This is a genomic window from Streptomyces sp. JK94, from assembly GCF_053613315.1.
This window is the reverse complement of sequence record NZ_JBSICH010000032.1, coordinates 22,514-36,325: the sequence shown is the minus strand read 5'-3', so window position 1 is coordinate 36,325 and position 13,812 is coordinate 22,514. Positions and strand designations below refer to the sequence as shown.

The 13,812-nt window shown below is 72.6% G+C and carries 12 protein-coding genes and 1 pseudogene; 4 read left to right on the top strand and 9 right to left on the bottom strand.

The features are described from left to right. Nucleotides 1–55 precede the first annotated feature (55 nt). Genes ACVV2G_RS25360 through ACVV2G_RS25350 form a run of 3 tightly spaced genes read left to right on the top strand, consistent with a single transcriptional unit; the run spans nucleotide 56 to nucleotide 4,025 of the window. Complete coding sequence (locus tag ACVV2G_RS25360) at nucleotides 56–1,981, top strand: heavy metal translocating P-type ATPase (RefSeq protein ID WP_453845076.1); 1,926 nt, start codon at nucleotides 56–58, stop codon at nucleotides 1,979–1,981. A gap of 55 nt (nucleotides 1,982–2,036) precedes the next feature. Next, on the top strand, nucleotides 2,037–3,524 hold the full coding sequence (locus ACVV2G_RS25355; RefSeq protein ID WP_453845075.1) for an AlkA N-terminal domain-containing protein: 1,488 nt from the start codon (nucleotides 2,037–2,039) through the stop codon (nucleotides 3,522–3,524). An 18-nt stretch (nucleotides 3,525–3,542) separates the two neighbouring features. Further along, entirely contained in the window at nucleotides 3,543–4,025 is a 483-nt protein-coding gene (locus ACVV2G_RS25350) for a methylated-DNA--[protein]-cysteine S-methyltransferase (protein WP_453845074.1), read from the top strand. A 200-nt stretch (nucleotides 4,026–4,225) separates the two neighbouring features. Here the strand turns inward: ACVV2G_RS25350 and ACVV2G_RS25345 are convergent, their stop codons facing one another. From ACVV2G_RS25345 to ACVV2G_RS25335, 3 genes and pseudogenes are all read right to left on the bottom strand, one after another. Continuing rightward, a complete protein-coding gene (locus ACVV2G_RS25345) occupies nucleotides 4,226–4,558 on the bottom strand; it encodes a glyoxalase superfamily protein (protein WP_453845073.1) in 333 nt (110 codons plus the stop codon). Between the two features lie 4 nt (nucleotides 4,559–4,562). Further along, nucleotides 4,563–5,312: pseudogene (locus tag ACVV2G_RS25340) on the bottom strand (SIR2 family NAD-dependent protein deacylase). 40 nt (nucleotides 5,313–5,352) lie between these two features. Then, nucleotides 5,353–5,847 carry an NUDIX domain-containing protein gene (locus ACVV2G_RS25335; RefSeq protein ID WP_453845072.1) on the bottom strand — a complete coding sequence of 165 codons (495 nt, stop codon included), beginning with the start codon at nucleotides 5,845–5,847 and terminating at the stop codon, nucleotides 5,353–5,355. Between the two features lie 144 nt (nucleotides 5,848–5,991). On the opposite strand from ACVV2G_RS25335, the gene ACVV2G_RS25330 reads away from it, so the two are divergent. Further along, a complete protein-coding gene (locus tag ACVV2G_RS25330; RefSeq protein ID WP_453845071.1) occupies nucleotides 5,992–7,146 on the top strand; it encodes a glycerate kinase in 1,155 nt (384 codons plus the stop codon). 283 nt (nucleotides 7,147–7,429) lie between these two features. Here ACVV2G_RS25330 and pssA read toward each other — a convergent pair whose 3' ends face one another. The 6 genes from pssA to ACVV2G_RS25300 all read right to left on the bottom strand — a co-directional run bounded on the left by pssA (nucleotide 7,430) and on the right by ACVV2G_RS25300 (nucleotide 13,805). Continuing rightward, nucleotides 7,430–8,245, bottom strand: coding sequence for a CDP-diacylglycerol--serine O-phosphatidyltransferase (pssA, locus tag ACVV2G_RS25325; RefSeq protein ID WP_453845105.1), 816 nt, complete (start codon nucleotides 8,243–8,245; stop codon nucleotides 7,430–7,432). A 22-nt stretch (nucleotides 8,246–8,267) separates the two neighbouring features. Then, a complete protein-coding gene (locus ACVV2G_RS25320) occupies nucleotides 8,268–8,924 on the bottom strand; it encodes a phosphatidylserine decarboxylase (RefSeq protein WP_453845070.1) in 657 nt (218 codons plus the stop codon). 170 nt (nucleotides 8,925–9,094) lie between these two features. Beyond that, nucleotides 9,095–10,300 carry an acyl-CoA dehydrogenase family protein gene (locus ACVV2G_RS25315; protein ID WP_453845069.1) on the bottom strand — a complete coding sequence of 402 codons (1,206 nt, stop codon included), beginning with the start codon at nucleotides 10,298–10,300 and terminating at the stop codon, nucleotides 9,095–9,097. Further along, complete coding sequence (locus tag ACVV2G_RS25310) at nucleotides 10,301–10,813, bottom strand: MaoC family dehydratase (RefSeq protein ID WP_453845068.1); 513 nt, start codon at nucleotides 10,811–10,813, stop codon at nucleotides 10,301–10,303. Nucleotides 10,814–10,818: 5 nt separating this feature from the next. Then, nucleotides 10,819–11,781 carry an HpcH/HpaI aldolase/citrate lyase family protein gene (locus tag ACVV2G_RS25305; RefSeq protein WP_453845067.1) on the bottom strand — a complete coding sequence of 321 codons (963 nt, stop codon included), beginning with the start codon at nucleotides 11,779–11,781 and terminating at the stop codon, nucleotides 10,819–10,821. Next, entirely contained in the window at nucleotides 11,778–13,805 is a 2,028-nt protein-coding gene (locus ACVV2G_RS25300) for a protein meaA (RefSeq protein ID WP_453845066.1), read from the bottom strand. The genes ACVV2G_RS25305 and ACVV2G_RS25300 overlap by 4 nt, the downstream gene beginning before the upstream one ends. Nucleotides 13,806–13,812: the final 7 nt, after the last annotated feature.

The window sequence follows — 13,812 nt, the reverse complement described above, 5'->3', positions numbered from 1 at the left end:
GGTTCATCCTACTCACCCCGCCTGAATGCATGAATGAGTCTTCATCTGTTCCTGTATGGTGGGGCGCGTGTCCACCACGCTCGTCCCCGCCCCGGTCCCCGCGCCCGCCCACCGGGCGCCCCGCCGCCGCACCCGCGTCCTCGCCCTGCCCGAGGCCCGCTGGGCGCTCGCCTCGCTGCTCGCCTTCCTCGCGGCGCTCCCGCTCGACCTCGGCTCCGCCCCCGCCTGGACGTACGGCCCGCTCTACGCGTTCGCCTACGCCGCGGGCGGCTGGGAGCCCGCGCTGGAGGGCCTGCGGGCGCTGCGCGAGAAGACCCTGGACGTCGACCTGCTGATGATCGTCGCGGCACTCGGCGCGGCGTCCATCGGACAGGTCCTCGACGGCGCCCTGCTGATCGTCATCTTCGCCACCTCCGGCGCCCTGGAGGCCCTGGCCACCGCCCGCACCGCCGACTCCGTGCGCGGTCTGCTCGACCTCGCGCCCACCACCGCGACACGCGTGACCGGGGACCGCGAGGAGACCGTCCCCACCGCCGCCCTCACCGTCGGCGACGTCCTCCTGGTCCGTCCGGGGGAGCGGATCGGCGCAGACGGCTCGGTCGCCGACGGCACCGGCGAGGTCGACCAGGCCACCATCACCGGCGAGTCCCTCCCCGTCCTCAAGGGCCCCGGCGACGACGTCTTCGCCGGCACCCTCAACGGCACCGGCGCCCTGCGCGTCCGCGTCGGACGCGACCCGGCCGACTCGGTGATCGCCCGGATCGTCACCCTGGTCGAGGAGGCGTCCCGCACCAAGGCGCCCACGCAGCTGTTCATCGAGAAGATCGAGCAGCGCTACGCGGTCGGCGTGGTGGTGGCCACCCTCGCGGTCTTCGGCATCCCGCTCGCCTTCGGCGCCGCCCTCACGGACGCCCTGCTGCGCGCCATGACCTTCATGATCGTCGCCTCGCCCTGCGCGGTGGTCCTCGCCACGATGCCGCCCCTGCTGTCCGCCATCGCCACCGCGGGCCGGCACGGCGTCCTGGTGAAGTCGGCGGTCGCCATGGAACGCCTCGGCGAGATCGACGCCGCCGCCCTCGACAAGACCGGCACCCTCACCGAAGGCGCCCCCGAGGTGACCGCCGTACGGCCGCTGCCCGGTACCGGTCTCGACGAGGACGCCCTCCTCGCGCTCGCCGCCGCGGCCGAGCACCCCAGTGAGCATCCGCTGGCCCGCGCGATCGTGGCCGCCGCCCGCGCCCGGGGTCTGCGCCTCGCGCCCGCCCAGGACTTCACGGCGACCCCGGGCCGCGGTGTGACGGCCGTCGTCGAGGGCCGCACGGTGCACGTCGGCCGCGCCGAGGCCCCCGAGGGCGCCGAGACCACCGTCCAGGTCACCCGCGACGGCACCCCCGTCGGCACCCTCGCCCTCACCGACCGCCTGCGGGCCGACGCCGCCGGGGCCACCGCCGCGCTCACCGCCCTCACCGGCACCGCCCCCACCCTGCTCACCGGCGACCACGCGACCGCCGCCGCCCGCGTGGCCGCCGCGACCGGCATCACCGACGTCCGCGCGGGCCTGCTGCCCGAGGACAAGGTCGAGGCGGTACGGGAACGGGAGCGCGCCGGCCGCAAGGTCCTCTTCGTCGGCGACGGGGTCAACGACGCCCCCGCGCTCGCCGCGGCGCACGCCGGCCTCGCCATGGGCCGTGCCGGTTCCGACCTGGCCCTGGAGACCGCGGACGCGGTCGTCGTGCGCGACGAGCTGGCGGCCGTGCCCGCCGTCGTCCGGCTGTCCCGGCGCGCCCGCCGCCTGGTGGTCCAGAACCTGGTGATCGCGGGCACGTGCATCACCGTGCTCGTCCTGTGGGACCTGATCGGGCATCTGCCGCTGCCGCTGGGCGTCGCCGGGCACGAGGGCTCGACCGTACTGGTCGGCCTCAACGGCCTGCGGCTGCTGCGCGAGTCGGCGTGGCGATCCGGACCGGCCCAGGAAGCGTGACGTCCATGTCGGATTCCCGCCAGCTCCCGCCGGGCCGGCGGGCCATCCTGGAGTCATGCAGAGGGGAATGCACACCGACACCGAGCGCTGCGTGCGTGCCGTGCGGTCGAAGGACGCGCGGTTCGACGGCTGGTTCTTCACGGCCGTCCTGACGACCCGCATCTACTGCCGGCCCAGCTGCCCGGTGGTGCCGCCCAAGCCCGAGAACATGACCTTCCACCCCAGCGCGGCGGCCTGCCAGCAGGCCGGCTTCCGGGCGTGCAAACGCTGCCGCCCGGACACCAGCCCCGGCTCACCGGAGTGGAACCGGCGCGCCGACCTCACCGCCCGCGCCATGCGGCTGATCGCCGACGGCGTCGTGGACCGCGAGGGCGTCCCCGGCCTCGCCGCACGGCTCGGCTACAGCACCCGGCAGATCGAACGCCAGCTGCTCGCCGAGCTGGGCGCCGGACCGCTCGCACTCGCCCGCGCGCAGCGCGCCCAGACCGCCCGCCTGCTCGTCGAGACGACCCCGCTGCCGATGGCGGACGTCGCCTTCGCCGCCGGCTTCTCCTCCGTCCGCGCCTTCAACGACACGGTCCGCGAGGTCTACGCCCTCACCCCGAGCGACCTGCGCACCCGCGCCGCCCCGAAGAGCCCCCTCGCCGGCACCACCCCCGGCACCCTCTCCCTGCGCCTCCCGTTCCGCACCCCGCTCCACCCCGACAACCTCTTCGGCCACCTCGCCGCCACCGCCGTCCCCGGCGTGGAGGAGTGGCGGGACGGCGCGTACCGGCGCACCCTGCGCCTCCCGTACGGTCACGGCATCGTGGCCCTCACGCCGAACCCCGACCACATCGCCTGCCGCCTCACCCTCAGCGATCTGCGCGACCTGACCGTCGCCATCAGCCGCTGCCGGCGCCTGCTCGACCTGGACGCCGACCCGGCGGCCGTCGGTGAACAGCTGCGCGCCGACCCGCTGCTCGCGCCGCTCGTCGACAAGGCACCCGGCCGGCGCGTGCCGCGCACGGTCGACGAGGCGGAGTTCGCCGTACGGGCCGTACTCGGCCAGCAGGTCTCCACCGCCGCCGCCCGCACCCACGCCGCCCGCCTGGTCACGGCACACGGCGAGCCGGTCGACGACCCCGAGGGCGGCCTGACCCGCCTCTTCCCGTCGGCGACGGCACTGGCGGAGGTGGACCCGCAGACCCTGGCGATGCCCCGGGCCCGCCGCACCACCCTGGCCACCCTCGTGGCCCACCTGGCCGACGGCTCACTCAACCTCGGCGTCGAGACCGACCGGGCCGAGACCCGGGCCCGGCTCCTCGCCCTGCCCGGCTTCGGCCCCTGGACCGCCGACGTCATCGCCATGCGCGCGCTCGGTGACCCCGACGCCTTCCTCCCCACCGACCTCGGCGTCCGCCGCGCCGCCGGCACCCTCGGCCTGCCCTCCACGCCGGTGGCGCTCACCGCCCGCGCCGCGGCCTGGCGGCCCTGGCGGGCTTACGCCGTCCAGTACCTGTGGGCGACCGACGACCACCCGATCAACCTCCTGCCCGTATGAACCTTCCGAGGAATCCCCGTGAGACAGCACACCGTGATCGACAGCCCCTACGGCGCGCTCACCCTCGTCGCCGAGGAGGGCGCCCTGTGCGGCCTCTACATGACCGACCAGCGCCACCGCCCGCCGGAGGAGTCCTTCGGCGCGGCCGACGACGGGCCGTTCGCGCGGGCGCAGGAACAGCTGACGGCGTACTTCGCCGGCGAGCTGACGGACTTCACCCTCGACCTGCGCCTGAACGGAACCCCGTTCCAGCGCACGGTCTGGGACCAGCTCCGCCGCATCCCCTACGGCGAGACCCGCACTTACGGCGAACTCGCCGACGCCCTCGGCAACCGGGGTGCCTCGCGCGCCGTCGGCCTCGCCAACGGCCGCAACCCGATCGGCATCATCGTCCCCTGCCACCGCGTCGTCGGCGCGGGCGGCGGCCTCACCGGCTACGGCGGCGGCCTGGAGCGCAAGCAGCGCCTGCTGGACTTCGAACGGGGTGCGGCGCTCTTCTGACCACCGGGGCTCCTCGGGGCGGGACGGGAAGCTGTTGCGCCGGGCCGGTCTCCGCGCGCGTCGCCCCGGGCTTCGCCCGCGCCGGGCCGGTGTCCGCGCGCGTCGCCCCGGCCTTCGCCCGCGCCGAACGGCCGAACGGCCGACCGGAGCCCGGGCCCGGGCGTCCGGCGCGGCGCCGCCACTATCACGGCACGCTCGCCTCACCCGCGCAGCGTGCCGATCCTCCGGCGGTTGCCGTCCGGGTCGCGCAGCTCGATCTCGCGTGCCCACGGCGCCTCCTCGACTCGGACGCCGCCGAAGGCGGCGGCCGCGTCGACGTCGGCCACCCGCGGGTACACCGGCGTGTCCGGCCGGGCGTCCCCGGTGTGCTCCGACGGGAACAGCCGCATCCGCCCGCGCGCGGCCTCCACGGACGCCGGCAGACCGGGCTCGAAACGGTGCTCCCACTGCTCGGCGCATCCCAGCCGCGCGTACCACCGCACGGCCGCGGCGGCGTCGGCCATGCGCAGGACCGGAACGACCTCCTCATCCACCCGCTCAGTCGCCCTCTTCGCCCCTCCCGGCGCCCAGTCGGCGCAGCAGCGCGGGCAGCGCGGTCCCGATCGGCTCCCGGACGACCTCGTCGGCGAGTTCGTCGTACGGCGTCGGTTCGGCGTTGACGACGACCAGGCGGGCGCCGTGGTCGGCGGCCACGCCGGCCAGTCCCGCCGCGGGCTGCACCTGGAGGCTGGAGCCGACGGCGACGAACACCTGGCACGCCTTGCTGATGGCGGCCGCCTCGCCGAGCACCACCGGGTCGAGGCGCTCGCCGAACATCACGGTCGCCGGCTTCAGGACGCCGCCGCACTCCAGGCACGGCGGGTCGTCCTCGCCGGCGTCGAGACGGGCCAGCACGTCCTCCATCGGCCCCGGGCGTGGCAGCCGGTGCACACACAGCTCCGTGCGCTGCCGTGCAGTTCGAGGACCTTGCGGGCGGGGAGCCCGGCGAGCTGGTGCAGGCCGTCCACGTTCTGCGTGAGCACCCGGACCGGCACCCCGGACCGCTCCAGCTCCGCCACCGCGCGGTGCGCGGCGTTCGGCCGGGCCCGCAGAGCCTGGCTCTCCCGCCGCATCCGCCAGGAGCGGCGCCTGATGTCCGGGTCGCCCATTGTAGTACTCGTACGTGACGAGCTTCTCGGCCTCCGGGTCGCGTCGCCACAGCCCGTTCGGCCCGCGGTAGTCGGGGATGCCGGAGTCCGTCGAGATACCGGCGCCGCTCAGGACGGCGACGAGGGGCCTGCGGGTCATGCGGTCGAGGGTAGGGCGCAGGTGTGCGGCCGGCGAACGGTTATCGGCCGACGCGGACGCCGTTCTCCAGCTCGGCCGTCCCCGCACCGTCCGCCAGGACGTCCAGCGCGGTCAGCACCCGGCCGTGCAACGCGCCGAGCAGGTGGTCGCCCAGTTCCTCGCGCGGCACCAGACGCCAGGACAACAGCTCCTCCTCCTGCAACCGGATCGCCTTGAGGTCGTCCTCGGACAGGACGCCGCCGTCGTACAGGTACGCCACGATCGGCGGACGGCCCGTCCCGCGCACCCAGTCCACCGCGAGCAGCCGGCCGATCGGGACGTCCAGCCCGATCTCCTCGGCGGTCTCCCGCCTCGCGCCCTGCCGCGGACCCTCCCCGTCCTCCGACTCGATCGTCCCGCCGGGCAGCGCCCATCCGTCACGGTAGTTGGGCTCGACGAGCAGCACCCGCCCCTCGGCGTCGCGGAACAGGGCGGCGGCACCGGCGAGCACGCGGGGGAGCCCGGCGATGTAGGTGGCGTAGTCAGCAGTGGTCATTGCGGAAGCGTAACGAGCCCGAGTGCCGTCCCGGTCGTTCCAGGGTGCGGGCGGGGCATGACGGCGCGGCCGTCCTCCGGTTAAGGTCGCAGCGGCGCGACTGCCTTGACGTGCGCAAGGCTCGGAGAGCAAGGGGAGAGCAAGGTGGCTGACGCTGCAGTGGACGGGGCCCGCCGGGTGCTCGTCGCCGCGGACAAGTTCAAGGGGTCGCTGACGGCCGTCGAGGTCGCCGAGCGCGTGACGGCCGGACTGCGCCGGGTCGTGCCGGACGTCCGGGTCGAGGCGCTGCCGGTGGCCGACGGCGGCGACGGCACCGTGGCCGCGGCGGTCGCGGCCGGTTTCGAGCGCCGGGAGGTCCGGGTCGCCGGGCCCCTCGGTGACGAGGTGACGGCCGCCTACGCGTTGCGCGGCGACACCGCGGTGGTGGAGATGGCCGAGGCCAGTGGGCTGCAGCGGCTGCCGGCCGGTGTCCTCGCACCGCTGACGGCGTCCACGCACGGCTCGGGCGAGCTGCTGCGGGCCGCGCTGGACGCGGGGGCCCGGACGATCGTGTTCGGCGTCGGCGGCAGCGCGACCACCGACGGCGGCGCCGGGATGCTGGCGGCGCTGGGTGCCCGGTTCCTGGACGGAGCCGGCGAGCCGGTCCCGCCCGGCGGCGGTGGCCTCGCGGCCCTGGCCTCGGCCGACCTGTCGGGTCTGGACCCGCGGCTGGCCGGTGTGGAGCTGGTGCTCGCGAGCGACGTGGACAATCCGCTGACCGGGCCGAAGGGCGCCCCCGCGGTCTACGGCCCGCAGAAGGGGGCCTCACCGCAGGACGTGGAGACCCTGGACGGAGCCCTCGCGCACTTCGCGAAGGTACTGGAGACGGGGGCCGCGGGCGCGCGGGCCGCCGGGTACGCCGCCTCGCCGGGTGCCGGCGCGGCGGGCGGGATCGGCTTCGGCGCGATGCTGCTCGGGGCGCGGTTCCGGCCCGGTATCGAGGTGATGCTGGACGTGCTCGGCTTCGCGCCGGCGCTGGACCGGGCGGACCTGGTGATCACCGGGGAGGGCTCGCTGGACGAGCAGACCCTGCACGGGAAGGCCCCGGCCGGCGTCGCCGCGGTGGCGCGGGCCGCGGGCAGGGAGGTCATCGCGGTGTGCGGGCGGCTGGCGCTGGCGCCGGAGGTGCTCGGGCGGGCCGGGATCCGGCGGGCCTACCCGCTGACGGACGTCGAACCGGACGTGGCGAAGTGCATCGCCGAGGCGGGGCCCATCCTGGAGCGGGTCGCGGAGAACATCGCGAGGGACTTCCTGACGTAGGGGGTGCTCCGCCCCCGTCCTGCCGCCCCTTCCCGTACCCGCCCCGGGGGTCCCTTGCCGGCCTGACCGGTTCCGTCCTCGACCGGTTCCGTCCTCAATCGACGGACCGGGCGGGTGGGCCGCCGCGGCCCTCGCGAACCCACCGCGTCGGGCGGCGGGCGGGCCACGGGCACCGGCCGGGGGGCGAACCCCCGGCGAGCGTGACACCGATGCCGGGCACCGCGCATGCGGAGGGCCCCGGACCCACTCACCCGGGTCCGGGGCCCTCCGCGAGCGCGTGGTGTTACGGCTGTGCCGCCCGTGCCTCGCGCCGGTTGTCCCTGAAGTTGTTCACCTTGCGGGCGGTGGCGAACAGCGGAATCACCGCGCCCATCACCAGCTGCAGAGCGCACCCCGTCTGGAGCAGCAGCTGCCCGCTCGGCGCCTCGAAGGCCCAGGCGGCCAGCAGCCCCATCGACAGCACGATCCACGACAGCATCGCCACCGCGAGCCGCCCCCGCGGCTTCGGGTACTCGACCCTGCTCACCATCAGCCAGGCGGTACCGATGATCGCGAGCAGCGTCGCCACGAAGGGCAGCTCCAGCAGCACGATCGACACCACCGTCAGCGCCCCGAACGGCGACGGCATGCCCTGGAACGTGCCGTCCTTGACGGTGACGCAGGAGAACCGCGCGAGCCGCAGCACCACCGCCAGCAGCACCACGATCGCCCCCACCGCCGCCACCCGCTGGTAGGCGTCGTCGGCGACCATGCCGTAGACGAGCACGAAGTATGCCGGCGCCAGCCCGAAGCTGATCAGGTCGGAGAGGTTGTCCAGCTCGGCGCCCATCGGCGAGCTGCGCAGCTTGCGCGCCACCAGGCCGTCGAACAGGTCGAAGATCGCCGCGCACAGCATCAGGATGACCGCGGTGGCCGCGCTGTGCCGGGCCATGCCCGACTCGTCGCTGCCCATGAGGTGCGGGATCAGGATGCCCGTGGTGGTGAAGTACACCGCCATGAAGCCGCATGTGGCGTTGCCGAGGGTGAGGGTGTCCGCTATCGAGAGGCGGAGCGAGAGCGGCATCTCCTCGTCGTCGTCCACCTCGTCGCCCTCCGGCACCCATCCGGCCTGGGTCTGTGGATCAACCACGGTCAATGCGAGTCACCCCAGCCACCGTCTTCTGCCCCACCTCGACCGCGACCTCCACACCCTCCGGCAGGTACAGGTCGACGCGTGAGCCGAAGCGGATCAGACCGACCCGGTCGCCCTGCTCGACCTTGGTGCCCTGCGGCACGTACGGGACGATGCGGCGGGCCACCGCGCCGGCGATCTGGATCATCTCGATGTCGCCGAGCTCGGTGTCGAAGTGCCACACGACGCGCTCGTTGTTCTCGCTCTCCTTGTTGAAAGCGGGAACGAAGCCGCCCGGCAGGTGCTCGACCGACGTCACGGTGCCCGCCAGGGGGGCGCGGTTGACGTGGACGTTGAGCGGGCTCATGAAGATCGCGACGCGGGTACGGCCGTCCTTCCACGGCATGATGCTCTGCACCACACCGTCGGCGGGGGAGACGACCCGGCCCTGGGTGATCTCGCGCTCGGGGTCGCGGAAGAACCACAGCATCCCCGCCGCGAGCGCGGTGGCGGGGACGGCGACGGCCTTGGCGACGCCGGAGCGGCGGGCACCAAGGAGGCTGACGGCTGCGGTGGCGACGGTCGGCAGAAGCCACGGCGATGCTCCGCGCGCGAGGCGTACGCCGGCCAGGCTGTCGCGAGATGCAGAGGTTTGGCTGTGGGGCATGGATGACCTTCGTAGCGGATGATGCCGCACACTGACGGGGGACGGCGGCTTTCCGGCGATCGTAGCGGCTTCCCGCCGCAACTGGGTAAGCCAGGAAGCCGAGTCGGCGACCGAACACTGCCTACGGGGTGTGACCTTCTTCTCCAAGAAAACACCCCGTATCCGGACATCTAACCCTGGAATCGATACTCTTCGAGCAGTCGGCGGCCGATGATCATTTTCTGGATCTCGGCGGTGCCTTCCCCGATCAGGAGCATCGGGGCCTCGCGGTAGAGGCGCTCGATCTCGTACTCCTTGGAGAAGCCGTACCCGCCGTGGATCCGGAAGGCGTCCTCCACGACCTCTTTGCAGTATTCAGAGGCGAGGTACTTGGCCATCCCCGCTTCCAGGTCGTTTCGTTCGCCCGAGTCCTTTTTGCGTGCAGCGTTCACCATCATCGCATGCGCGGCCTCCACCTTGGTAGCCATCTCCGCCAGCTTGAACTGAATGGCCTGGTGCTGGGCGATCTGCTTGCCGAAAGTGTGACGCTGCTGGGCGTACCGGACGCCCAGCTCGAAGGCGCGCTGAGCGACGCCGCACCCACGCGCCGCCACATTGACGCGGCCGACCTCGACGCCGTCCATCATTTGGTAAAAACCTCGGCCGGTGACTCCGCCGAGCACCCGGTCGGCGGGAACGCGCAGGTCGTCCATGATGAGCTCGGTGGTGTCGACGCCCTTGTAGCCCATCTTGTCGATCTTGCCGGGAATGGTCAGTCCGGGCCGGACCTCGCCGAAACCGGGCTCCTTCTCCACCAGGAAGGTCGTCATCGACCGGTGCGGCGCCGTGCCGTCCGGGTGACCCTCGTCACTCTTCACCAGAACGGCCACCAGCGACGACGTGCCGCCGTTCGTCAGCCACATCTTCTGGCCGTTCAGGACGTACTCCCCGCCGTCCTTCACGGCCTTCGAGGAGATCGCCGACACGTCGGAGCCCAGCGCCGGCTCCGACATCGAGAAGGCGCCCCGGACGTCGCCGGCGGCCATGCGGGGCAGGAAGTGGTCCTTCTGCTCCCGCGTGCCGTGCTGCTTGAGCATGTACGCCACGATGAAGTGCGTGTTGATGATGCCGGACACCGACATCCAGCCGCGGGCGATCTCCTCCACGCACAGCGCGTAGGTGAGCAGCGACTCGCCCAGGCCCCCGTACTCCTCCGGGATCATCAGCCCGAACAGGCCCAGCTCCTTGAGCCCGTCCACGATGTCCTGCGGGTACTCGTCGCGGTGCTCCAGCTCGGTCGCGACCGGGATGATCTCCTTGTCCACGAAGTCCCGGACGGTGGAGAGGATCTCCCGCTGGACGTCGGTGAGGCCGTGGGTCTGGGCGAGGTGGCTCATCTACTTCCCCTGTTCCTTCAGCTCGGGGCGGCCCGGCTGCTCGCCGCCCCGCTCCTTGACGTACGTCTCGGTGGGCACCATCACCTTGCGGCGGAACACGCACACCAGCGTGCCGTCCTGCTTGTAGCCCTTGGTCTCGACGTGGACGATGCCCCGGTCGCCCTTCGACTTGGACGGCCACTTGTCGAGCACGGTCGTCTGGCCGTAGAGGGTGTCGCCGTGGAAGGTCGGTGCCACGTGCCGGAGCGACTCGATCTCCAGGTTGGCGATCGCCTTGCCCGAGACGTCCGGCACCGACATGCCGAGCAGGAGGGAGTAGACGTAGTTCCCGACCACCACGTTCCTGCCGAAGTCCGTCGTCCTCTCGGCGTAGTTGCCGTCCAGGTGCAGCGGGTGGTGGTTCATGGTGAGGAGACAGAACAGGTGGTCGTCGTACTCCGTGACCGTCTTGCCCGGCCAGTGCTTGTACGTCGCCCCGACCTCGAACTCCTCGTAGGTGCGTCCGAACTGCATGGCCCTCAGCCCTCCGGGATCTCGAACTTCGACGTGCGCCGCATGCCCGCCGCACGTCCCTTGCCGGAGACCACCAGCGCCATCTTGCGGCTGGCCTCGTCGATCATCTCGTCGCCGAGCATCGCGGAGCCCTTCCTGCCGCCCGCCTCGGACGTGTGGTAGTCGTACGCGTCCAGGATCAGCTCGGCGTGGTCGTAGTCCTCCTGGGAGGGCGAGAAGATCTCGTTGGACGCCTCGACCTGGCCCGGGTGCAGCACCCACTTGCCGTCGAAGCCGAGGGCGGCGGCCCGCCGGGCGACCTCGCGGTAGCCGTCGACGTTGCGGATCTGCAGGTAGGGGCCGTCGATCGCCTGGAGGTCGTTGGCGCGGGCGGCCATCAGGATCTTCATGAGGATGTAGTGGTAGGCGTCCGCCGGGTAGCCGGGCGGCTGCTCGCCCACGACCAGGGACTTCATGTTGATGGACGCCATGAAGTCGGCCGGGCCGAAGATGATGGTCTCCACGCGCGGGGAGGCCTGGGCGATCTCGTTGACGTTGTTCAGGCCCTGCGCGTTCTCGATCTGCGCCTCGATGCCGATGCGGCCGACCTCGAAGCCCATCGTCTTCTCGATCTGGGTGAGGAGGAGGTCGAGCGCCACGACTTGCCGGGCGTCCTGGACCTTCGGCAGCATGATGCAGTCGAGGTTCGGGCCGGCGCCCTCCACCACCGTCACGACGTCGCGGTACGTCCACTCGGTCGTCCAGTCGTTGACGCGCACCACGCGGGTCTTGCCGGTCCAGTCGCCCTCGTTGAGGAACTTCACGACGGTGTGCCGCGCCTCCGGCTTGGCGAGCGGCGCGCAGGCGTCCTCCAGGTCGAGGAAGACCTGGTCGGCCGGGAGGCCCTGGGCCTTCTCCAGGAAGCGCGGGTTGCTTCCCGGGACCGCCAGGCAGGAGCGGCGGGGGCGAAGGCGGTCGACGGTCGTCATGCGGGGACCTCCAGGGGGTCGAGCTTGTTCGCGTTCCGGATCTCGTCGACGATCCGGCCGATGATGCCGGTGATGTCGAAATCCTTCGGAGTGAAGACCGCGGCCACTCCCGCGGCCCGCAGTTCTTCGGCGTCACCGTTCGGGATGATGCCACCGGCGATCACCGGTATGTCTGTGGCACCGGCCACACGGAGCCGTTCCAGCACGTCCGGGACGAGCCGGGCGTGCGAGCCGGAGAGGACCGACAGGCCCACCGCGTGCACGTCCTCCGCGAGGGCGGCGTCCACGATCTGCTCCGGGGTGAGCCGGATGCCCTGGTAGACCACCTCGAACCCGGCGTCGCGGGCCCGCACGGCGATCTGCTCGGCGCCGTTGGAGTGACCGTCCAGGCCCGGCTTGCCGACCAGGAAGCGCAGCTTGCCGACCCCCAGGTCCCGCGCCGTCAGGTCCACCCTGCGGCGGACCTCGGACAGGGCCGAGCCCTCCTCGGCGGCGACCGCCACCGGCGCCGACGACACGCCGGTGGGGGCGCGGAACTCCCCGAACACCTCGCGCAGCGCCCCGGCCCACTCGCCGGTCGTGACGCCGGCACGGGCGCACTCCAGGGTGGCCGCCATGAGGTTGTCGGTGCCCTGGGCGGCCTCCTTCAGCTTCTCCAGCGCCTTGCAGGGGCGCGGGTGGTTGAAGGGCGGCTGGTAGCGGGTGTCCCGCCAGTGCTGGAGCGAGGCGATGACGCGGGCCTCCACCGCCGGGTCGACCGTCTGGATCGCGGTGTCCAGGTCGGCGGTCAGCGGGCTGGGCTCGGTGGCCTCGAAGGCGTTGACACCGACGATCTTCTCCTCGCCCGACTCGATCCGGGCGCGGCGCTCGGCGTGCGAGGCGACGAGCCGGGACTTGAGGTAGCCGGACTCGACGGCGGCCATCGCGCCGCCCATCTCCTGGATGCGCTCGATCTCGGCGAGCGACTCCGCGACCAGGTCGTCCACCTTCGCCTCGACCACCTTCGAGCCCTCGAAGAGGTCGCCGTACTCCAGCAGGTCGCTCTCGTACGCCAGCACCTGCTGGATGCGCAGCGACCACTGCTGGTCCCAGGGCCGGGGCAGCCCGAGCGCCTCGTTCCAGGCGGGCAGCTGCACGGCACGCGCGCGGGCGTCCTTGGAGAGGGTGACGGCCAGCATCTCCAGCACGATCCGCTGGACGTTGTTCTCCGGCTGGGCCTCGGTCAGCCCGAGGGAGTTGACCTGGACGCCGTAGCGGAAGCGGCGGTGCCTGGGGTCCTCGATGCCGTACCGCTCGCGGGTGACGCGGTCCCAGATGCGGCCGAAGGCGCGCATCTTGCACATCTCCTCGACGAAGCGGACGCCCGCGTTCACGAAGAACGAGATGCGGCCGACGACGTCGCCCATGCGCTCCTGCGGCACCTGGCCGCCGTCGCGCACCGCGTCCAGCACGGCGATCGCGGTGGACATCGCGTACGCGATCTCCTGCACCGGCGTGGCGCCCGCCTCCTGCAGGTGGTAGCTGCAGATGTTGATCGGGTTCCACTTCGGGAGGTGGGAGACGGTGTACGCGATCATGTCCGTCGTCAGGCGGAGGGACGGCCCCGGCGGGAAGACGTGCGTCCCCCGGGACAGGTACTCCTTGACGATGTCGTTCTGGGTCGTGCCCTGGAGCCTGGTGACGTCCGCACCCTGCTCCTCGGCGACGACCTGGTAGAGCGCCAGCAGCCACATGGCCGTGGCGTTGATGGTCATCGAGGTGTTCATCTGCTCCAGGGGGATGTCCTGGAACAGCCGGCGCATGTCACCGAGGTGCGCGACCGGCACCCCGACCCGGCCCACCTCGCCGCGGGCGAGGACGTGGTCGGAGTCGTAGCCGGTCTGGGTCGGCAGGTCGAAGGCGACCGACAGGCCCGTCTGGCCCTTGGCGAGGTTGCGCCGGTACAGCTCGTTGGACGCCTCGGCCGTGGAGTGACCGGCGTAGGTCCGCATCAGCCACGGCCGGTCCTTGTGACGCTCACTCATGCGGCGC